Genomic DNA, 21,187 nt, shown 5'->3' with positions numbered 1-21,187 from the left:
CATGCGGCGACCACGTCGAGAGCCGCGCAGTGTATAGGAGTCCTTTTCATGATCTTCGCCCCCGTTGCCCGCCGTTCCACCTTCAACGCCCCCCGCTCCGCCGACCTGGCACTGCAGCGCTTTCTGCTGGGCAATTTCGCCACCCCTGCCCGCTCTGCCGGCGTGACCGTCACCCAGGACGACAAGGCCACCACCTTGCAGCTCGATGTGCCCGGTCTCACCCGTGAGCAGCTGCAGATCGCCATCGAAGGCAATGTGGTGCGCCTGTCCAGCGTGGAAGGCGCGCCCCGCCAGGTGCAGCGCGCCTGGGAGCTGGCCACCGACATCGATGCCGCGGCCAGCAGCGCCAAGCTCGAAAACGGCGTGCTCACGCTCACCCTGGTGCGCGTGGAGCCCGTCAGCAAGGTCACCTCGCTGAGCATCCAGTAAGTCCCTACACGGCGCAGTGGAGTGCGGCCTGGCGGCCGTGCTCCACCCCGTGCGTGCCTTTTGCCCCTGTCTGGCAAAGGCCTTATCCCATCAGGGCTTTGCATGCCCCCGTTTTCTCACGCGCCGAACCGCAAGGGTTCACATTCAATTTCCGTACGCGCGCATTCCCAACAGCACCAGCACCGCCAGCCCCAGCAGGCCCGACACCGCCTGCCAGAACCGAACCGGATTGCGCTCCACCAGCGGCGGCGCGCGCATACGCTGGAATTGTGCGCCTGGCGACTGCAGATCGTGCAGGAATTCCGAGACTGCTTCCTGGCGTCTGGCCGCCTCAGGCTGCAAGGCCTTGTGCAGCACCCCGTCGAGCCAGGCCGGCAGCTCGGGCCGCAGATGGCGCACAGGCACATAGCGCAGCGCCTTCAACTGGGCCGGTGAGCGCAGGCGCGCCACCTGCAGGCCATAGGGCAATTGGCCCGTGAGCATCTGGTAGGTGAGCACGGCCAGTGCGAACAGGTCCGAGCGCGCATCCCCCACCCCACCGACGAAATACTCAGGCGCCGTGTACTGCAGCGTGCCCTCGATGGCATCGGCCCGCGCTGCCGCCGTGCCCTCGGCCAGTCCCGCCACATGCACCGAGCCGAAGTCGATGAGCTTGACCGTGCCGCTGCGGTCGATCAGCAGGTTCTCGGGCCGGAGGTCCTGGTGCAGCATCTCGCGCGCATGCAAGGCCTGCAGCCCCTTGCCGATCTGGGCGACGAGGCTGCGCACGGCATCCAGGTCGGGCTGCGGGTGGTCGGTCATCCACTGCGCCAGCGTCTGCCCGTCCACATACTCCATCGCCACGAAGGCATGCCGGCGCGGCCGCTCATCCGCCGCGGCGCGCAGCACATGCGGGCTGTGGACGCGCCGTGCCACCCATTCCTCGAGCAGCAGGCGGTCGAGGTGGCCCGCCTCGCCCGCCATGTCCACCGAGGGCGTCTTGATCGCCAGCTGCTGGCCCGTCGCATCGTCCACGGCCAAGTGCACCTGGCTGCGCGCGCTGGCGTGCAGTTCGCGCACGATGGTGTAGCCCTCGAAGGCCATGCGCGGCGCCAGGGGTGGCGGCAGGGCCAGCCCAGCATGCGGCGCCGGGAGCGCACCGGCACGCGCTTCGGGCAGGGTGTCGATGCGCAGCAGTTGCACCGTCATGTCGTCGGTGGCGCCGCGCGTGCGTGCGGTGGCGACCAAGGCCTGGGCAGCCCCATCGAAGTCGCCGGCACTGTCGGCAATGGCCTGGTGCACGGCGGCCGCATCCAGGTGCGCATAGGCACCATCGGTGGCCAGCAGGTAGAGGTCGCCCACCCCGGCCGGCAGGCTGCGGTAGTCGATCTCCACATTGGGACCCATGCCCAGCGCCCGGCCCAGGAAGGACTCGACCGAGGACAGGTGCACGCGGTGGTCCTCGGTCAGTTGCTCCAGGGCCGTGGCATGCACACGGTAGATGCGTGCATCGCCCACGTGCAGCAGGTGCACCTCGCGCCCCTTGAGGATCAGGGCACTGAAGGTGGTGACGTAGCCGCGGTCCTTGTCGAAGCGCGCATGGCTGCGCTGGGTCTGCGCATGCAGCCAGGCATTGGTGGCACCCAGCACGCGCTGGGCCGAGCGGCGCACCGACCAGGCCTCGGAGGTGGCGTAGTAGTCGTCCAGGAAGCCGCGCACCGCCGCGGCGCTGGCCTCCTGGCTCACCGCACTGGAGCCGATGCCATCGGCCAGCGCCAGCGCGATGCCCTTGGTGCTGCGCAGCGGCCCGGTAGGCAGCATGGCACCGTGAAAGTCCTGGTTGCTGCCCTTGTGCCCAGCCTCGGAATGCTGGCCGAGCGTGATGTTCAAGCTATGGCTGTCACTCATAGGGAGGGCGGACAGGAAGGCGAGGATGAATGGGTCTTCACGATGGCGCGTGCCCTGATTTGGGATGGGATGCTAGGCGCAAAGCGCAGCCATAGCCCGTGCTATGGCGAGCATTTGCAACGCCGCAGACCGCCCAAAGCAGGGTGCGCGGCGCGTGAGGGACCCGTTCAGCCTCGTCTTTAGGCGATCTTGCGCTTGGGCGCGGTCTTGTAGTGCGTGGAGTACAGCATCGCGCCCACAAAGGTCAGGCCGCCCACCAGGTTGCCGATCACGGTGGGGATTTCATTCCAGACCAGGTAGTCCATGACCGTGAAGTTGCCACCCAGCAGCAGGCCCGAGGGGAACAGGAACATGTTGACGATGCTGTGCTCGAAACCCATGTAGAAGAACAGGGCGATGGGAATCCACATGCCGATGGCCTTGCCCGACACCGAGGTGGACATCATGGCCGCGACCACGCCGGTGGACACCATCCAGTTGCACATCACGCCGCGGATGAACAGGGTCAGCATGCCGGCGGCGCCGTGTGCGGAGTAACCCACCGTGCGGCCCTCGCCGATGTGGCCGATCTTCACGCCGACGGCGTTGGGCGCCTCGCTGAATCCGAAGGTGAAGATGATGGCCATGAACACCGCCACCATGAAGGCACCGGCAAAGTTGCCGCAGAACACCAGCGCCCAGTTGCGAAAGACACCGGCCCAGGTGGCGCCCGGGCGCTTGTCGAGCACGGCCAGCGGGGCCAGCGTGAACACGCCGGTCAGCAGGTCATAGCCCAGCAGGTACAGCAGGATGAAGCAGCCCGGGAAAAGCAAGGCGCCCAGCAGCGCGTTGCCGGTGTTCACCGTGATGGTCACGGCGAAGGCGGCGCCCAGCGCCAGCATGGCGCCGGCCATGAAGGAACGGATCAGCGTGTCGCGGGTGGACATCAGGAGCTTGGATTCACCGGAATCGACCATCTTGGTCACGAACTCGGTGGGGGCGAGATAGGCCATTTGACTTTCCTTGGGGCGGTAGGACAGGACTGCGCCCCCAGCTGGCTCACCGGGGCAGCGCGCAAAAGGAAAACGGCGTCCGCTGCACCCCCGGTCAAGGGGAGATGCAAGGGACGCCGTTATCCTCGGAAGCGCGATTCCCGAGCCTGCGGCATGCCGCAGGCGGGTGACGGGCAGGCCATCGTCAGCTCCCGTCCACCAGATCCTTGCAATTTCCGTACCCTCTCTGGGGTATTCCACGCCCTGAAAATGCCCGGAAACCGTGCGCTTTGCGCGGGCGTCGCGGACGCGGGCCTCAGATCAGTGCATGCCAGGCACCAGCCTGGATCAGACCGGCTTGTCGCCCTTGCGCTCGGGGTGGCCAAACGCCAGGTCCGGCAGCGACAGCGTGGCTTCGGCCACGTCGAGCAGGCGGCGGTTCTGGTCCATGGAGGTCTTTTGCAGCACGCGGAAGGCGACCTCCTCGTTCATGCCCAGGCGGGCCATCAGCACGCCCTTGGCACGCTCGATCACCTTGCGCTCGTTGAGCGTGCGCCGGGCCGTTTCCAGCTCGGTCTCCATGCTGGCCATGCGCGCCGACTGGGCCCGCAACAGCTCCAGCAGCGATGACGCCGATTCGCTCCCTTGCGCACCCGCCGCGGGCGACTGCACCGCCGCCGGTGCGACGGCGATGTCGAAGAAGCGGTCCACCGCATGCGTGCGCTGGGGCGGGTTGTCACGCAGGCCGCGCAGCAGGCCCGTGGAGTCCTGCAGGTCCTGCTGGGCCTGCACGATGAGCGCTGCGCAGTCCTCGCGCAGGCGCTGCACCAGGTCCACCTGCAGCTGCCACAGCGCGGTGATGCGCTGGGTGCACACCTCGAACCAGGTATCGCTCTGGTTGCTGTCCAGCGCGGCACCGGGCCGCGCCACGCCCAGGGTGCGCCGCAGGCGCTCCAGCTGTGCGGTACCGGGGGCCAGTTGCAGCTGCTCCCAGCGGGCACGCAGCGCCGGGTCGGCAAACTCGGCGAACGCCCCCAGGCTGCGCTCCTGCGCGTCGATCAGGTGCAGCACGCGCTGCTGGTGCGCCTCGCTGCCCTGGCCCGAAGCGAAGAGCAAGGCGCCCATGGCCCGCTCCTGGCCCGCCTCCTCCTGGGCCTGCACCAGGTGCACCAGGGCCACGAGCTGGCGCGAAACACTGGGCAAGCCGGCGGCATCGGCCACGTGGAAGACCAGCTCGATCAGCCCCGCGATCAGGTGGCTGAACGCCGCGATGGAGTCGTGGGCCGTCATGGCCTGCTTGTCGATCTGGCTGCGCAGGGCGGGCAGCGAATCGAGCCCCAGCAGCGCCCAGGCCATCAAGGACAAGGCCTTGGCCGTGGCCCCTTGCGCAGGCTCGACATGCAGGGCGAATTCCGCGCGCAGCTGCACCTCCAGCGCCACGACCTCCTGCACGACGCGGCCACGCAGGTCGGCAAAGCGCTGGCCCTTGGACGCCAGGTAGACGCCCGAGGCACCGCGCTCACGCTGCAGGCCCTCAATCAACTGGCCCACCACGTCCACCAGCGCCGCACGGCTGGCAAGGTGGCGCACCGCATCGATCTCGAGCTGGCGCGAGCGCAGCAGGAGGCTCGAAACGGACAGGGGTGCGGCAGCCAGCTCAGGCATTCAGGGTCTCCAGGATTCGAACAGGACGCCCGATGCTAACCCCGCCGGGACGCGTGCCACCGCATTCAAGCCAGGGCTACGCGGATGCGCCCGCCCTCGGCACGCACGCCGTGCGCCCGCACCGAATGCTCGGGCGCCTCCAGGCACTCGCCGGTGCGCAGGTCGAAATGGTTCTTGTACAGCGGCGAGGCCACTACGACGCGTTCGCCCAGGTTGCCGATGAGCCCGCGCGAGAGCACGCTGGCACCGGACTTGGGGTCCACGTTGTCGATGGCGAAGAACTCGTCGCCGCGGGTGCGGAACACCGCCACATGGCGGTCGGCCACCAGCGCGCAGACGCCGGTGCTGGGCAGAATATCGTCGACCGCGCAGATGTCGGTCCAGGCGAGGGAGTCAGTGCTGTTCATGGGGAGTGCGCTCATGTCATGTCCTCTCAGGCGGCTTGGCGGATGGGAATGATCTTGGTGGGGCTGCGCTCTTCGGCGCGCGCCGGGCGGATCTGGCCACGCTCCTCGACGAAGAGCACGTTCTCATCGGCCTTGTCGCTGTTCACGAACGAGCGGAAGCGCTTGCGCGTCTCGGGGTCGGTCACGGCGGTCTTCCACTCGCACTGGTAGGTGGCCACCACATGCTGCATCTGCGCTTCAAGCTCGGCGCACAGGCCCAGGCTGTCCTTTTGCAGCACATCCTTGAGGTAGTCGAGGCCGCCTTCGAGGTTCTCGCGCCAGGTGCTGGTGCGCTGCAGCCGGTCGGCCGTGCGCACGTAGAACATCAGCACCCGGTCGATCATGCGCACCAGGTCTTCCTTGGACAGGTCCGACGCAAACAGCTCGGCGTGGCGCGGCTTCATGCCGCCGTTGCCGCAGATATAGAGGTTCCAGCCCTTCTCGGTGGCGATGACGCCGATGTCCTTGCCCTGGGCCTCGGCGCATTCGCGCGTGCAGCCCGAGACACCGAACTTGATCTTGTGCGGGGCGCGCAGGCCCTTGTAGCGGTTCTCCAGCTCCACGGCCAGGCCCACGCTGTCGCCCACGCCGTAGCGGCACCAGGTCGATCCCACGCAGCTCTTGACCGTGCGCAGCGACTTGCCATAGGCATGGCCCGACTCGAAGCCCGCGCTGATCAGCTCTTCCCAGATCAGCGGCAACTGCTCCAGGCGCGCACCGAACATGTCCACGCGCGCACCGCCCGTGACCTTGGTGTACAGGCCGTACTTCTTGGCCACCTGGCCCACGGCGATCAGGCCGTCGGGCGTGACCTCGCCGCCGGGCATGCGCGGCACCACCGAGTAGGTGCCGTCCTTCTGGATGTTGCCCAGGTAGTAGTCGTTGCTGTCCTGCAGACCCGCCAGCTCCTTCTTGAGCACGAACTCGTTCCAGCACGAGGCGAACACGCTGGCCGCCACGGGCTTGCAGATGTCGCAGCCCATGCCCTTGCCGTGTTTGGCCAGCAGGTCCTCGAAGCTCTTGATCTGGCCCACGCGCACCAGGTGGTAGATCTCCTGGCGCGAATACGCGAAGTGCTCGCAGATGTGGTTGTTCACGGCCATGCCGCGGCGCGCCATCTCGGCCTTCATGACCTGGGTGACCAGGGGCACGCAGCCGCCGCAGGTGGCGCCGGCCTTGGTGCAGGCCTTCATCTCGGCGATGGTGCAGGCGCCCTCGCCCACGGCGGCGCAGATGCCGCCCTTGGTGACGTTGTTGCACGAGCAGATCTGCGCGGTGTCGGGCAGGGCGTCCACGCCCAGGCCGGGCTTGGCCTTGCCATCGCTGGACGGGAAGATCAGGAACTCGGGGTCTTCGGGCAGGGTGATGCCGTTGAGCGCCATCTGCAGCAGCGTGCCGTATTCGGTGGCGTCGCCGATCAGCACGGCGCCCAGCAGTTGCTTGCCGTCTTCGCTGATGACGATCTTCTTGTAGACCTGGCGGCGCTCGTCCACGTACTGGCAGGTGCGGCTGTGCGGGGTCTTGCCATGGGCGTCGCCGATGCTGGCCACGTCCACGCCCATGAGCTTGAGCTTGGTGCTCATGTCGGCGCCGACGAAGGCGGCGTCGGTCTCGCCTGCGATGTGGCGGGCGGCCACGCGCGCCATGTCGTAGCCCGGGGCCACCAGGCCGAAGGTCTGCTCGTTCCACGACGCGCATTCGCCGATGGCATAGACATCGTGGTCGCTGGTGCGGCAGGCGCTGTCGATGGCCACGCCGCCGCGCGGGCCGATGGCCAGCAGGCTCTGGCGCGCCAGCTCGTCGCGCGGGCGGATGCCGGCGGAGAACACGATCATGTCGGTCTCCAGGTAGGTGCCGTCGGCAAACACCATGCGGTGGCGCGCGCGGGCGCCGTCGGTGATCTCCTGGGTGTTGCGGCTGGTGTGCACCGTCACGCCCAGTTCCTCGATCTTGGAACGCAGCACGCGGCCTCCGCCCTCGTCGACCTGCACGGCCATGAGGCGCGGGGCGAACTCGACCACATGGGTCTCCAGGCCCATGTCGCTCAGCGCCTTGGCGCATTCCAGGCCCAGCAGGCCGCCGCCCACGACCACGCCAGTCCTGGACTTGGCGCCCGAGGCCTGCATGGCCTCCAGGTCCTCGATGGTGCGGTAGACGAAGCAGTGCTCGCGGTCACGCCCGGGCACCTGGGGAACGAAGGGGTTGGAGCCGGTGGCCAGCACCAGCTTGTCGTAGTGCAGCACCTCGCCGTCGACCGTGGTCACGGTGCGGATGCGCCGGTCCACCGAGGCCGCGCGGGATGCCAGGCGCAGCGTGAAACCGGTGCGCTCGAAGAAGCCGGGCTCGACCAGCGAGAGTTGCTCGGCCGTGGTGCCGCTGAAGAAGGCCGACAGGTGCACCCGGTCGTAGGCGGGGCGTGGCTCCTCGCACAGCACGGTGACCTCGACGCCGGTCATGCCGGTCTCGGCCAGGCTTTCGAGGAACTTGTGGCCGACCATGCCGTGGCCAATGAGAACGATCTTCATCATGCTTGCTCATCCTGCAAGGACCCGGGGAACCTGGGTGCAGGATGTGCGGCGCCTGGCGGCACGGCACACCCTCCGCGGAACCACGGGCGTGGGTTGGAACTTCCAGGCAACGGGCGGCGAAGGCCGCGGCTTGCCCGGTGTTCCGCCATCATTAGCGGAGGGGTTGTTTATCGGACCGCAGGCAGCTTTACCGGCGGACAGGCTCTACTCAGCAATAAGCGTGCCTGGATTTTTGAAGGGGGTTCATGCCCCGTCCCCAGGGGCGTCTCCCGCCAGCGCCTCGCTGCGGTGCAACACGTCACCAACTTGGGGCGGGCGCCTGGCCGGGCGCCGCCCTGCCCCGGTGCCGGTGAGTCCCGGGGCAAGCGCGTCACTCGTGGCGCAGAGCGTCGATCGGGTCCATGCGCGCGGCCCGGCGCGCCGGGAAGTAGCCGAACACCACGCCGATGCCGGCCGAGAACACGAAGGACAGCAGGTTCACGCCCGGGTTGAACAGGTAGGGCACGCCCATGAGCACCGACAGCCCCACGGAGGCGACGGTGGCGAGCACGATGCCGGCCAGCCCGCCCAGCGCGGCCAGCACCACCGCCTCGATGAGGAACTGCAGCAGCACCTCGCGCTCCAGCGCGCCAATGGCCAGGCGCAGCCCGATCTCGCGCGTGCGCTCGGTCACGCTGACCAGCATGATGTTCATGATGCCGATGCCGCCCACCAGCAGGCTCACGGCCGCCACCGCGCCGAGCAGCGTGGTCATGACTTTGGTGGTGCCCGAAAGGGCCTCGCCCAGCTGCTTGGTGTCGAGCACGTTGAAGTTGTCCTCGTCGGTGTCGGAGAGCTTGCGCAGCTCGCGCAGCAACTGGGTCAGGCTGGCCTTCACGCGCTCGGGCTCGCTGCCGTCCTTCATGGACACCAGCAGGGTGTTCACGCGCACATTGCCCGTGACGCGGCGCTGCAGGGTGCGCAGGGGCACGAGCACCGTGTCGTCCTGGTCGTTGCCGAAGGCGCCCTGGCCTTTGGAAGCGAGCACGCCCACCACCTCGCACGAGAAGGCCTTCACGCGCAGCTGCTCGCCCACGGCATCGCGCGTGCCGAAGAGTTCGCGCCGCACGGTCTCGCCGATCACGCAGACGGCGGCGCCGGCGCGCAGCTCGTCGTCGCTGAACTCGCGACCGATGCGCAGCGTCCAGTTGCCCGTCTGCAGCCAGGCATTGGTGCTGCCGATGATGCTGGTGGACCAGTTGCGCCCGCCCGCCACCACGGTGGCCGAGGCGCGCGACTCGGGCGCCACGGCCAGGATGCCGCCGATCTGCTGCGCGATGGCGTCGGAGTCCGTGTCCTTGAAGGCCGGCGCGCCGGTGCCGCCGCCCGGGCCCATGCGCTGGCCGGGCCGCACCTGCAGCAGGTTGGTGCCCAGGCCCGCGATCTGGTTCTGGATGGAGACAGTGGCGCCATTGCCCAGCGTGACCATGGTGATCACCGCGCTCACCCCGATCACGATGCCCAGCACCGTGAGGAAGGAGCGCATGAGATTGCGCCGGATGGAGCGCAGCGCGAGCAGGATGGAACTGAGGAACATCAGTGCACCTCCCCCTGCAGGGCTGCAGCGGGCGCGGCCAGGCCGCGTGGCTGCGGATTGATCTCGTCGCTGCCCACCACGCCGTCGACGAAGCGCACGATGCGCCGCGCGTACGCGGCCATGTCGCCCTCGTGCGTGACCATGAGCACGGTGATGCCCAGGTCGGCATTCAGGCGCCACAGCAGCTCCATGATCTCGTGGCTGCGCTGCGTGTCCAGGTTGCCCGTGGGCTCGTCGGCCAGCAGCACGGCGGGCTCGGTGACGATGGCACGGGCGATGGCCACGCGCTGCTGCTGCCCGCCCGAGAGTTCGGCCGGCGTGTGGTGCTCCCAGCCCTTGAGGCCCACGGCCGCGAGCGCCTTGGCCGCTGCCGCGTGGCGCGCCGCGGCGGGCTCGCCGCGGTACAGCAGGGGCAGCTCCACATTCTCCTGCGCCGAAGTGCGCGCCAGCAGGTTGAAGCCCTGGAAGACAAAGCCGAAGTAGCGCCGGCGCAGGCGCGCGCGTTCGTCGCGCTGCAGGGCCTCCACATGCACGCCCTTGAACAGGTAGTCGCCCGTGGTCGGCCGGTCCAGGCAGCCCAGGGTGTTCATGGCCGTGGACTTGCCCGAGCCACTGGGGCCCATGATGGCCACGAAGTCGCCCTGGGCGATGTCCAGGTCCACCCCCTTGAGCGCCTGGAAGGCGAGCGCGCCTTCGCCGTAGACCTTGGTGACTGCGCGCAGGCGGATCAGTGGCATGGCCTCCGTCATCGCGCGGCCCCGCTGCTGCGCTGGTCGGTGATCACGGCCATGCCGGGGGTGAGGCCCTCGCCCACCACCTCGGTCATGCGGCCGTCGCTGATGCCTACGCGCACTTTCATGGCCTGCGGCGCGCCATCCTTGAGCACCCAGACCTGTTTCATCTTCGACGCAGCATCCTCGCCCAGCGCGCCGCCGGCCCCAGGGCGGCGCCCGCCCTGCCCGCCCGGGCGCGGCATGCGCGGCATGAGCTGGCCCATGATGCCCCCACCCTGCTGAGGGCTCTGGGCCGACGGCGGCTTGCCGCCGCCCGCACCCGGACCGCCCGCCGCGCCTGCCTGCGCAGGCGTGAAGCGCAGCGCCGTGTTGGGCACCAGCAGCACGTCCTTGCGCTCGGTGGAGGTGATGGTGGAGGCCGCCGTCATGCCGGGGCGCAGGCTCATGTCGGTGTTGTCCACCTCCAGCCAGGTGACGTAGGTGACCACGTTGTCGGTCTTGGTGGAGCCGAAGGACACGCGCGTGACCTGGGCCGGGTAGCGGCGCGAGGGGTAGGCGCTCACGGTAAAGCTGGCCTTCTGCCCCACCTGCAGGGTGCCCACGTCGGCTTCGTCGACGCTCACATCGAGGCGCAGGCGCGTGAGGTCCTCGGCGACGGTGAACAGGGTCACGGCCTGCAGCGATGCCGCCACGGCATTGCCTGGCTCCACCGAGCGGGTGAGCACCACGCCGTCGATGGGCGAGCGGATGGAGGCCTTGGACAGGCTGGTCTCGTCGGTGGACAGGGCCGCGCGCGCATCGTCCACCGTGGCGCGGGCGCTGGCCTCGTCGGCGCGGGCCCGGTCCAGTGTGGCGCGGCCGGTGTCCAGTTCGGCGGCGGACGGCACCTTGCCACCCGACAGGCGCGCCACCTCTTCCAGACGGCCCAGTGCGGCCACGGACTCCTTGGTGGTGGCGCTGGCCTGGGCCAGGCGCGCCTGGGCCGAGGCCAGCGAGGCGCGCGAGCGCAGCACCTGGGCGTCGAGCTTGGCGGTATCGAGCTCCACCAGCACCTGGCCCTTCTTGACCTTGTCGTTCACGTCCACCATCACCTGGCGCACCGTGCCCGAAAGCTCGCTGCCGATGGTCACGAGCCGCGTGGGCTGCAACGTGCCATTGGCCGCCACAGTGAGCGTGAGGTCGCCTTTTCTCGCTTCTTCGGTCACGTACACGGGGGCGGCATTGGCGGCCTTGTGCTGCTGCCAGGCATAGAAGCCGGCGCCTGCCAGCGCGATGGCGGCCACGCCCAGCCAGAGCGAGGTGCGGCGGTACCAGCGGCGCGGCGGCTCGCCGCCCAGCAGGGCCTGCAGGTCGGCGGGGGGTCGGCTGGCGGTGGTGGTGGCAGCAGCCGTACGGGGCTGCGCATCCTGGGGGGTATCGGTCATGGCAATCAATCGCCTCGGGTGAAATGCAGGAAAAAAGAGGCCGGCACCGCCCGCGCACGCGCGGTGCGCCGGGTCGGCGGGCTATGGCTGCCAGGTGCCCGCGCTGCGTGCGCGGGGCCTCCAGGTGGCTGGCGAAAAGAGAAGCGGTAGGCGGCTACTGCGGCTGCCAGCCGCCGCCCAGCGCCTTGTACAGGCGCACATGGTCTGCAGACACGCTGGCCACCGTGGTGGCCACGCCGTCCTGCGTGGAAAGCAGGGTGCGCTGGGTTTCCAGCACGGCCTGGAAGTCGATCAGCCCGCTGCGGTAGCGCTGCTGGGCCAGCAGCGCGGCATTGCCGGCCGCGTCGGCCGCGGCCGTGAGGCGCACCAGGCGTTCGCGGTTGCCGCGCAGGGAGACCAGGGCGTCTTCCACGTCCTTGAGCGCGGCGAGCACCGCCGCCTGGTAGGCGATGCGCGCCTGCTCCAGGCTGGCCTCCTGCGCACGCACCTGGGCGCGGTTGGCACCGCCATCGAGCAGGGGCACCGACACGCTGCCCAGCAGCGATGCCGCCACCGCGCTGCCGCCGCTCAATGCCCCCAGCGTGAGGGCGCGCAGGCCCACGGATCCGCTGATGCCGAAGTCCGGGTAGCGCGCCGCCTCGGCCTGTGAAACGCGGGCCAGCGCGGCGCGGACGCGCTGCTCGGCCGCGCGCACATCGGCGCGCTGGCGCAGGGTTTCGGCAGGGATGGCCAGGGCCAGCCCTTCGGGCGCCTGGGGCACGGCGGCGCTGGCGGCCAGTTGGGCATCGAGCGCGGCGGGCGCCTGCCCCGTCAGCACGGCCAAGCTGTGGCGCGACTGGGCCAGGCTGGCCTCAAGCGCGGGGATCTGCGCAGCGGTCTGTTCCGATGCTGCGCGTGCCTGCTCGGCCACGAGCGAGGTGGTCAGCCCCGCCTGCAGGCGCCACTGGGTGATCTGCAGCGTCTCGCCCTGGCTGGCCAGGTTGCTCTGCGCAATGGCCAGGCGCTGCTGCAGGCTGCGCAGCTCGATGTAGTTGACAGCCACCTCGGCCGCCAGCGACACCTGCACGTCGGCCAGGCTGGCCTCGGCGGCGCGGGCATCGGCTTCGCTGGCATTCACGCCGGCACGCACGCGGCCAAACACATCGGGCTCCCAGCTCGCGTCAAAGCCCAGCTGGAAACTGTTGCCCGTGCCGCTGTTGCCCGAGCGGCTGCGCTGCGCCGAGGCCGAGGCGCCCAGTTGGGGTGCCAGGCCCGCAGCCTGCACATCGACCTGGGCGCGCGCCTGCTGCAGTGCGGCCTGGGCCGTGCGCACACTGGTGTTGGCCGCCAGGGCCTGCTCGACCAGCGCCGTCAGTTGCGCATCACCCAGGCGCTGCCACCACTGGGCGAGCGGGGTGGCGGGGGCGGTGGTGCTGTTGCCCGTGGACCAGGTGGCCGGCACGGGCGCATCGGGCAGGCGCGCATCCTGCGGCGTGAGGCCGGCGCAGCCCGCCAGGGCGGCGGCCAGCGCCAGCACTGGCCAGCGGGGTGGTGCATGGCGGCGGGAACCGGTCGGGGAAGAAAGACGCATGAAAAGCTGTGCTCCGGGTTGTTGCGTCCATTGTGCGGAGCCACGCCTTCGCGAAGATAGTCAATGCGTCAAGCCTATGTAAAGAATTGCTGCAACGCAAAAAGAAAGCCCTGAAAAAGGGCCTGTGCTGTTCAGTGGGGCTGTGTAGCCCGTGCCCGGTACTCGCTCGGGCTGCAGCCCGTGTGGGCCTTGAACACGCGGCTGAAATGCCCGCTGTTGCGAAAGCCCCAGGCCAGGGCGATGTCCGTCACCGAGCGGTGCGTGTGCGCAGGGTGGCACAGCTCGCGCAAACAGGCTTCCAGCCGGCGCCGCTGGATGGTGGCGGCCAGTGTGTCGCCATCGTCGGACATGGCGTTGTACAGGTGCCGGCGGCTGCAGTTGAGGGCCTGGGCGATGCGGTCGATGCTGAGGTCGGGGTCGGCCAGGTGGCGGTCGATGTACTGGCCTATGCGGTCGCGCAGCGCCTCACGCTGCGACATGGCGCTGTGCTGGCCATTGCGCTCCAGCAGCGACAGCTGCACCAGGTGGGTGATGACGTCGGCCACGCCATCGGCGGCCGCGTCGGACATGGTGGGCAGCTCGGTGAAGGCTGCGCGCATGGTGTCCCAAGCCAGGCGCGAGACGCCGGTGGTGCCCGAAAAGCGCTGCACCATGAGGTCGTCGAGCCGCATCCGGCGCTCGGGCAGGTGCTCCTTGGGGATCATCAGCACCATCTGGCGCACGGCATCGGGGTTGCTCACGGCATAGGCGCGCGTGGTGTCGTACACACTCCATTCGCCCGGAGACAACCAGACCTGGCGGCCGTTCTGCTCGAAGCAGGCACGCCCTTCGAGCTGGGCCACCACCTTGATGTAGGCCCGGTCGCTGCCGCGGATCAGGCTGGGGGTGCGCACCACGCGGTGGCGGCTGACGTCGAGCTGGCAGAGGTTGACGTAGCCCGCCTGGCCCGAGGTGATGTGGCCCGCAAAGGCCTCGTCGCCGAAGGCATCGGACTCCAGCCCGCCAATGAGGCGCCACACCGCATCGCCCCACAGGTGCAGGCGGTCGCGCGGTGCCACGGTGTCGGTGGATACCTCGGTCAGGGGGTGGGCCATGGTGTCTCCAGTGCAGAGGCGGGTTCCCCGCGATTATCGGCGGCAGGCTAATCCCTTGCGCATTGCGGAAATCCGGGTAAACCCGCTGGCCCGTGCACGCTGGGACCAGCGTTTTGTGCACGCTCAGCACAGCAGGCCAGAACCCTTCTTCCTACCATCGGTCAACGGCCTGCACTGCGCGGGCTGCCCATCCGAGGAGACAGAAAAATGGTTCAACAATCCAAGCGCCAATGGATCAAGGGCGCCGCCGCCACGGTGGGCGCACTGTCGGTGGCCCCCCACCTGCTGGCCCAGTCGGGCCCCGTGCGCATCGGCTACGCGATCGCCCGCACGGGCCCCTGGGCCGCGGGCGCCCAGGTCAGCCAGGAACCCAACTACCTGCTGTGGGCCGAACAGGTGAACGCGGCCGGCGGCCTGTCCGTCAAGGGCACCAAGCGCCCCATCGAACTCATCGGCTACGACGACCGCAGCGAAACCGAGACCTGTGTGCGCACCTTCGAAAAACTCATGGGCAGCGACAAGGTGGATTTGATCCTGCCGCCCTGGGGTTCGGGCGCCAACTTCGCCATCGCACCGCTGGCCAACCGCTTCGGCTACCCACTGCTGGCGCCCACGGCGCTGTCGCGCAAGCTGATCGACATGAACCTGCCCTACTTCTTCTCGCTCTTGCAACAGCCCGACAAGATGATGGGCGCGCTGGTGGACATGCTGGTGGCCAACGGCGTCAAATCGGTCGCCATCGTCTACATGGACGACCTGTTCGGCCTCGAAAACTTCGCGGCATTGAACAACGCGCTCAAGAAGACCAGCATCCAGGTGGTGGAGCGCAAGAGCTACCCGCTGGGCGTGAAAGACCTGGCCCCCGTGCTGCGCGGCATCAAGGACCTGAACCCCGATGCCTTCATCGGCATCACCTACCCGCCCGACACCATCCTGGCCAGCCGCCAGGCGCGCGAGGTGGGGCTCAACCCCAAGTTCTTCTACGCCTCGGTGGGCACGGCCTTCCAGCTGTACAAGAACGTGATGGCCGCCAACACCGAGGGCGTGATCGGCATGGGCTCGTGGAGCGTGAAGACCAGCCCCGAGGCCAAGGCCTACTTCGACGCCCACGTGAAGAAGTTCAGCAAGGAACCCGACCGCTGGGCCAGCGGCCATGCCTGGGCGGGCCTGCAGATCCTGCAGCAGGCCGTGGAGAAGGTGGGCCTGGACCGCAAGGCGCTGCGCGAACACATCGCCAAGAACGAGTTCAAGACCATCCTCGGCGGCATCCGCTTCGCGGGCAGCGAGAACGCCTCCATCCCCGGCACCGTGAGCCAGTGGCAGGGCAGCGACTTCGAGGTGGTCTGGCCCAAGGAGCGCGCCACGGCGCAGCTCAACACCAACAAACCTGCGTGGAAATAACAAAGTGTCTTTGACTTCCTGGGCCGAACTGGTCGCCAGTGGCCTCATTACCGGCGGCATCTATGCGCTGGTGGCCATGGGCCTGAACCTGCAGTACGGGCTGATGCGCATCATGAACATCTCGCATGGCGAGTTTTTGATGCTCGGCGCCTTCATCACCTGGTGGGCGCACACGGCCTGGGGCTGGTCGCCCCTGCTGCTGATGCCCATCGCCTTCATCGCGCTGTTCGTGCTGGGTGTGGTAGTGCACGCGCTGTGCTTCAAGCGCCTGGCGGCGCGCGCGCCGAACGTGGACGTGTTCGAGGCGCGCAGCCTGATGGTGGGCTTCGGCCTGATGTTCCTGGTGCAGAACACCGCCCTGGTGATCTGGGGCGGCGACCTGCGCGGCTACGAGTACCTGGCCGACCCGGTGCAGGTGGCGGGCATGCGCTTCACCGAAAACAAGCTGGTGCTGTTCGGCGTGGCGCTGGCGCTGTCGGCCGCGCTGATCGCGCTGCTTCGGCTCACCTTGCTGGGCAAGGCCGTGCGGGCGCTGATGCAGTCGCCCACGGGCGCACAGCTGGTGGGCATCAACACGCGGCGCCTGCACCCCATGATGTTCGGCATTGGCCTCGGCCTCTCGGGCGTGGCGGGGGCACTGCTGTCGATGACCTACGAGATCTCTCCCTCGATGGGCGAGCCCTATACCGTGACGGCGCTGATCGTCATCACGCTGGGCGGCTTCGGCAGCCTGGCGGGCAGCCTGGCCGGCGGCCTGCTGCTGGGCGTGGTCGAGGCCCTGGGCATGCACTTCAGCAGCCCCTCTCTCAAGATGCTGCTGAGCTATGCGGTGTTTATCGGCGTGCTGATCTGGCGCCCCAACGGTCTTTTCTCGAAAAAATGACGATCCATTCCAACAAGCCCTGGCTCGCGCTCGCCGCGGGCACGGCCGTGGTCGGCACCCTGCCCTGGCTGGTGTCCGAGTTCGTGGCTTCGGTGCTGCTCAGCTGCCTGATGTACATCGCGCTGGCCACGAGCTGGTCGCTGTTCTGCGGCGCCACGCGCTACCTGTCGCTGGCCACCTCGGCCTTCTTCGGCATCGGCGCGTACGCCAGCGCCACGCTGCTGGGCAGCCTGCCCTGGCCGCTGGTGATCGTGGCGGGCGCCGTGATCGCCGCCGTGGTGGCCGTGGTCATGGGCGCGGCCGTGCTGCACCTGCGCGGCACCTACTTCGCGGTGCTGACCTTCGGCATGACGGAGCTGATCCGCCACGCGGTGACCTTTGTCGAGAAACAGGTCTCTGGCACCGTGGGCCGCGTGCTCACCGTGGTGCCCAGCAACGAGACGGTGTACCTCACGGTGCTGCTGATCGCGGCGGGCTCCGTCGCCACGGCCATTGCCGTGAAGCGCAGCCGCTTCGGCCTGGCGCTCTCGGGCATCGGTGCCGACGAGCAGCGCGCCCAGACCCTGGGCGTGGACACGCGCCTGGCCAAGATCGCGGGCTTCGGCATCACCGCGGCCTTTGCCGGCGCCGTGGGCGCCGCCATGGCCGTGCGCTGGACCTACATCGAGCCGGCCGCGGTGTTCAGCCCCTTCATCGGCTTCCAGACGGTGCTGATCGCGCTGATCGGCGGCGCGGCGAGCATCGGCGGCCCGGTGCTCGCGGCCATCGTGTTCAGCCTGCTGGCCGAGACGCTGCGCTTGCAACTGCCGTACGGCTACATGATGGTGCTGGGCCTGCTGCTCATCCTGTGCGTGATGTACCTGCCCAACGGGCTGGCCACGCTGTGGCAACGCAAGCGAACCACCCCAGCTGCTGCGGAGGCCGGCCATGTCTGAAGCCCTGTTGACCATTGACAGCGTGACCGTGCGCTTTGGCGGGCTGACCGCCGTGGACGGCGTGAGCGCCGCGCTGCATGCGGGCGAACTGATCGGCATCATCGGCCCCAACGGTGCGGGCAAGACCACGTTCTTCAACGCCATCTCGGGCGTGCAGCCGCCCACCTCGGGCCGGCTGGTGAGCGGGGCTGACGAGTTGACCGGCAAGGGCCCGCACCACTATGCGGCCCATGGCATCGCGCGCACCTTCCAGACGCCGCGCGTGTTCCCCGACATGACGGTGCGCGACAACGTGCGCTTCGGCATGCAGTTCGCGGGCCGCCATCGCCAGGGCCCCGCGGGCCTGCGCAGCGAGGACGAGATCCTGGCCATGCTGGGCCTGTCGGCCCTGGCCGAGCGGCCCGCCGCCGACGTGACGCCCTCGCAGCAGCGCCTGCTGGAGATCGGCATGGCCCTGGGCACACGCCCGCGCCTGCTGCTGCTCGACGAGGTGGCTGCCGGCCTGACCGAGGCCGAGGTGGACGCCATGGCCCAGCGCATCCGCCGCCTGCGCGATGACTGGGGCCTGACGGTGGTGTGGATCGAGCATGCGGTGACCACCCTGCTCAAGTACGTGGAGCGCGTGCTGGTGCTGCACCAGGGCCGCAAGATCGCCGACGGCACACCCGCCGAGGTGGTGCGCAACAAGGAGGTCATCGAGGCCTACCTGGGCGATGAGATGGCGGCCAGCAGCGAAGGAGCAACGGCATGAGCGGCGCACAGCTTTCCGTACAGGGCCTGACCACCGGCTACAACGGCTTCCAGGTGCTGCAGGACCTGTCGCTGGAAGCCCAGCCCGGCATCACCGTGATCGTGGGCCCCAATGGCGCGGGCAAGACCACACTGCTCAAGGCGCTGGCGGGGCTGCTGCCGCGCCAGGGCACGGTGCAGCTCGACGGCCAGGCCGTACCGGCCCTGAACGCGACGGCCTGCGTGCAGCGCGGCCTGGCCCTGGTGGCCGAAGGGCGCCAGCTGTTCCCGCAGATGACGGTGACCGAGAACCTGGAGCTCGGTGGCTGGCTGGTGCCGGCGCGCGTGCGCGCCGAGCGCCTGGCCCAGGCCTTCGAAGACTTTCCGCGCCTGAGGGAACGCGCCCAGCAGTTGGCCGGCACCATGAGCGGCGGCGAGCAGCAGATGGTGGCCGTGGCCCGCGCCATGATGAGCGGCCCGCGCCTCTTGATGCTGGACGAGCCCTCGCTGGGCCTGGCACCGCGCATGGTGGACGAGCTGCTCGCCATCGTGCAGCGCATTGCCGCGCAGGGCGTCACCGTGCTCATGGTGGAGCAGAACGTGCGCAAGGCGCTGCAGGTGGCGCAGCGCGGCTATGTGCTGGAGCGCGGGCGCATCGTGGCCTCGGGCGAGGCATCGAGCTTGCTGCAATCGGATGCAGTGCGGCAGGCCTATCTGGGCGTGGCCTGATCACTCCCCGTCCTTCCTTTTTCTTCTTCCTTCTTGTTCTTTCTTTCCTTGTTGTTCAGGAGATTGATTCCATGACTGCCATTTCCATGCTGATCAACGGCGAGCGCGTGCAGGCCACGGGCGGCGCCACCTTCGAGCGCCGCAACCCGCTGGACGGGTCCGTGGCCACCACCGCCCCGGCCGCCACGGTGGCCGACGCCAAGGCGGCTGCCGATGCCGCCGCCAAGGCCTTCCCCGCCTGGTCGGCGCTGGGCCCCAATGCGCGCCGGGCTTTGCTGCTCAAGGCTGCGCATGCGCTCGAAGCCAAGGGCGAGGCCTTTGCCGCCGCCATGGCGGCCGAGACCGGCGCCTCGGGCCTGTGGGCCGGCTTCAACGTGCACCTGGCGGCAGGATTGCTGCAGGAGGCCGCCGCCCTGACCACGCAGATCGCGGGCGAGGTGATCCCCTCCGACGTGCCAGGCAGCCTGGCCATGGGCGTGCGCCAGCCGGCAGGCGTGGTGCTGGGCATCGCGCCGTGGAATGCGCCCATCATCCTGGCCACGCGCGCCATCGCCACGCCGCTGGCCTGCGGCAACACCGTGATCCTCAAGGGCTCGGAACTGAGCCCCGCCACGCATGGTTTGATCATCGAGGCCCTGCAGGAGGCCGGTTTCCCCGCAGGCGTGGTGAATTTCGTGACCAATGCACCGGCCGATGCCGGCGCAGTGGTCGAGGCCATCGTGGCCCACCCGGCCGTGCGCCGCGTGAACTTCACGGGCTCGACCAAGGTCGGCCGCATCGTCGCGCAGACCTGCGCCAAGTACCTCAAGCCCACGGTGCTGGAACTGGGCGGCAAGGCGCCGCTGGTGGTGCTCGACGATGCCGATGTGGACGCGGCCGTGGATGCGGCCATCTTCGGCTCGTTCGCCAACTCGGGCCAGATCTGCATGTCCACCGAGCGCATCGTGGTGGATGACGCCATCGCCAACGATTTCGTGGCCCGCTTCGCGGCGCGTGCCCAGGCGCTGCCGCTGGGCGATCCGCGCAAGGGCCCGGTGGTGCTGGGCTCGGTGGTGGACATGGCCACCGTGCTGCGCTGCAACGCGCTGATCGACGACGCCCTGGCCAAGGGTGCCAAGCTGGTGTGCGGCGGCAAGAGCGAGAACACGCTGATGCCCGCGACCATCCTGGACCATGTGACGCCCGAGATGGACGTCTACCGCGAGGAATCCTTCGGCCCGCTCAAACCCATCGTGCGCGTGAAGGGCGTGGAGGAAGCGATCGCCTGCGCCAACGACAACGAGTTCGGCCTGTCTGCCGCCGTCTTCGGCCGCGACATCGCCCGTGCCTGGAACGTGGCTGCGCGCATCGAGTCGGGGATCTGCCACGTCAATGGACCGACAGTGCACGACGAAGGCCAGATGCCGTTTGGCGGGGTCAAGAACTCGGGATGGGGACGGTTTGGGGGGATGGCGGGGGTGCGGGAGTTCACGGAGTTGCGCTGGATTACGGTGCAGACTGCGGCGCGGCACTATCCGTTCTGAGCGAGCTTCTTCGGCCCTTGCCGCTGGCATGCCTCTTCGCAGGGCGGGAGCCGGGATGTGCGCCCGGCGGCGCAGTAACTTTCTCTTGTCTCGCCAAGAGAAAGTCACCAAAGAGAAAGCGACCCTGCTGTCCGTGTCCCTTCGCTCCGCTACGGGCAACCTGCGATGCTCGAAGCTGGGGTGCGCCGAAGAACTCCCTGCGCTGCCTCTTAGAGGCAGCTCCGGTCAAACAGCTTCGGCGAGCTAGACAACGATGCGCGTGTCCTTCGGCACGCGCTCACCCCAGCTCCTGCGCTTCTCGGCACGTCCAGAAGGGATTGGGGGCCCCACACGGGCCATCGCGTCGCTCGGCCTGTGGTCCTTCGCTGCGCTCGGCTCGCCGCCCGTCGGCAGCGCGCAGCGCGAATCGACCCCAGGCGCAGCTGCGCAGCAGCCGTCCCTGAGCCCGCTCCCCACCCCTCTGGCTGCGCCGAGAAGCGCAGGAGCTGGGGTGGGCGTGTGTGCCGAAGGACACACACGCTTCGTCTTCTAGCTCGTCGATGCTGTTTGAGCGGAGTTCGAAGAACGTAGCGAGATGGTATGGACGCCTCCCCCCCTGCCGATGATGCGCAGCGCAGTCCGTAGCCCTTGCCACAAAGTGAGTGGGGTCTCGCATCTGACGGC

General features: G+C 68.8%; 17 protein-coding genes. 7 read left to right on the top strand and 10 right to left on the bottom strand.

Going from position 1 to position 21,187, the window contains the following annotated elements; all coding sequences use genetic code 11:
- Window positions 1-48 precede the first annotated feature (48 nt).
- A complete protein-coding gene (locus HNP48_RS27580; protein ID WP_184863264.1) occupies window positions 49-429 on the top strand; it encodes an Hsp20/alpha crystallin family protein in 381 nt (126 codons plus the stop codon).
- Between the two features lie 144 nt (window positions 430-573).
- Here the strand turns inward: HNP48_RS27580 and HNP48_RS27575 are convergent, their stop codons facing one another.
- The 10 genes from HNP48_RS27575 to HNP48_RS27530 all read right to left on the bottom strand — a co-directional run bounded on the left by HNP48_RS27575 (window position 574) and on the right by HNP48_RS27530 (window position 14,324).
- Window positions 574-2,316: a bifunctional protein-serine/threonine kinase/phosphatase gene (locus HNP48_RS27575; protein ID WP_184863262.1), complete on the bottom strand. Its 1,743-nt coding sequence runs from the start codon at window positions 2,314-2,316 to the stop codon at window positions 574-576.
- 179 nt (window positions 2,317-2,495) lie between these two features.
- Window positions 2,496-3,308 carry a formate/nitrite transporter family protein gene (locus HNP48_RS27570; protein WP_184863260.1) on the bottom strand — a complete coding sequence of 271 codons (813 nt, stop codon included), beginning with the start codon at window positions 3,306-3,308 and terminating at the stop codon, window positions 2,496-2,498.
- Window positions 3,309-3,635: 327 nt separating this feature from the next.
- Entirely contained in the window at window positions 3,636-4,952 is a 1,317-nt protein-coding gene (locus HNP48_RS27565) for a nitrate regulatory protein (protein ID WP_184863258.1), read from the bottom strand.
- A gap of 65 nt (window positions 4,953-5,017) precedes the next feature.
- A complete protein-coding gene (gene nirD, locus HNP48_RS27560; RefSeq protein ID WP_260420407.1) occupies window positions 5,018-5,374 on the bottom strand; it encodes a nitrite reductase small subunit NirD in 357 nt (118 codons plus the stop codon).
- Window positions 5,375-5,385: 11 nt separating this feature from the next.
- Window positions 5,386-7,923, bottom strand: coding sequence for a nitrite reductase large subunit NirB (gene nirB, locus HNP48_RS27555; RefSeq protein WP_184863537.1), 2,538 nt, complete (start codon window positions 7,921-7,923; stop codon window positions 5,386-5,388).
- 373 nt (window positions 7,924-8,296) lie between these two features.
- A complete protein-coding gene (locus tag HNP48_RS27550; RefSeq protein WP_184863256.1) occupies window positions 8,297-9,502 on the bottom strand; it encodes an ABC transporter permease in 1,206 nt (401 codons plus the stop codon).
- Window positions 9,502-10,239 (bottom strand): ABC transporter ATP-binding protein, encoded by a 738-nt coding sequence (locus HNP48_RS27545; RefSeq protein WP_409362587.1) that lies wholly within the window; start codon window positions 10,237-10,239, stop codon window positions 9,502-9,504. The genes HNP48_RS27550 and HNP48_RS27545 overlap by 1 nt, the downstream gene beginning before the upstream one ends.
- An 8-nt stretch (window positions 10,240-10,247) precedes the next feature.
- Entirely contained in the window at window positions 10,248-11,660 is a 1,413-nt protein-coding gene (locus HNP48_RS27540) for an efflux RND transporter periplasmic adaptor subunit (RefSeq protein WP_184863252.1), read from the bottom strand.
- A 154-nt stretch (window positions 11,661-11,814) separates the two neighbouring features.
- Window positions 11,815-13,230, bottom strand: coding sequence for an efflux transporter outer membrane subunit (locus HNP48_RS27535; protein WP_184863250.1), 1,416 nt, complete (start codon window positions 13,228-13,230; stop codon window positions 11,815-11,817).
- A 131-nt stretch (window positions 13,231-13,361) separates the two neighbouring features.
- The gene (locus HNP48_RS27530) at window positions 13,362-14,324 is read right to left on the bottom strand and encodes a helix-turn-helix domain-containing protein (protein ID WP_184863248.1); all 963 of its coding nucleotides are present in this window, start codon (window positions 14,322-14,324) and stop codon (window positions 13,362-13,364) included.
- A 207-nt stretch (window positions 14,325-14,531) separates the two neighbouring features.
- On the opposite strand from HNP48_RS27530, the gene HNP48_RS27525 reads away from it, so the two are divergent.
- From HNP48_RS27525 to HNP48_RS27500, 6 genes are all read left to right on the top strand, one after another.
- Window positions 14,532-15,725 carry an amino acid ABC transporter substrate-binding protein gene (locus tag HNP48_RS27525; protein WP_184863246.1) on the top strand — a complete coding sequence of 398 codons (1,194 nt, stop codon included), beginning with the start codon at window positions 14,532-14,534 and terminating at the stop codon, window positions 15,723-15,725.
- A 4-nt stretch (window positions 15,726-15,729) separates the two neighbouring features.
- Complete coding sequence (locus tag HNP48_RS27520) at window positions 15,730-16,608, top strand: branched-chain amino acid ABC transporter permease (RefSeq protein ID WP_184863244.1); 879 nt, start codon at window positions 15,730-15,732, stop codon at window positions 16,606-16,608.
- Window positions 16,605-17,543: a branched-chain amino acid ABC transporter permease gene (locus HNP48_RS27515; protein ID WP_184863242.1), complete on the top strand. Its 939-nt coding sequence runs from the start codon at window positions 16,605-16,607 to the stop codon at window positions 17,541-17,543. Before HNP48_RS27520 ends, HNP48_RS27515 begins: the two co-directional genes overlap by 4 nt.
- The gene (locus HNP48_RS27510) at window positions 17,536-18,294 is read left to right on the top strand and encodes an ABC transporter ATP-binding protein (RefSeq protein WP_184863240.1); all 759 of its coding nucleotides are present in this window, start codon (window positions 17,536-17,538) and stop codon (window positions 18,292-18,294) included. The genes HNP48_RS27515 and HNP48_RS27510 overlap by 8 nt, the downstream gene beginning before the upstream one ends.
- Window positions 18,291-19,001 (top strand): ABC transporter ATP-binding protein, encoded by a 711-nt coding sequence (locus tag HNP48_RS27505; protein ID WP_184863238.1) that lies wholly within the window; start codon window positions 18,291-18,293, stop codon window positions 18,999-19,001. Before HNP48_RS27510 ends, HNP48_RS27505 begins: the two co-directional genes overlap by 4 nt.
- A gap of 71 nt (window positions 19,002-19,072) precedes the next feature.
- Window positions 19,073-20,524 (top strand): aldehyde dehydrogenase, encoded by a 1,452-nt coding sequence (locus HNP48_RS27500; RefSeq protein WP_184863236.1) that lies wholly within the window; start codon window positions 19,073-19,075, stop codon window positions 20,522-20,524.
- Window positions 20,525-21,187 lie beyond the last annotated feature (663 nt).

Origin of the sequence: Acidovorax soli (assembly GCF_014207955.1) — a bacterium.
GTDB classification, from domain to species: Bacteria; Pseudomonadota; Gammaproteobacteria; order Burkholderiales; family Burkholderiaceae_C; genus Acidovorax; species Acidovorax soli_A.
The sequence above is the reverse complement of the archived record's forward strand: the minus strand, read 5'-3'. Positions and strand labels throughout refer to the sequence as shown.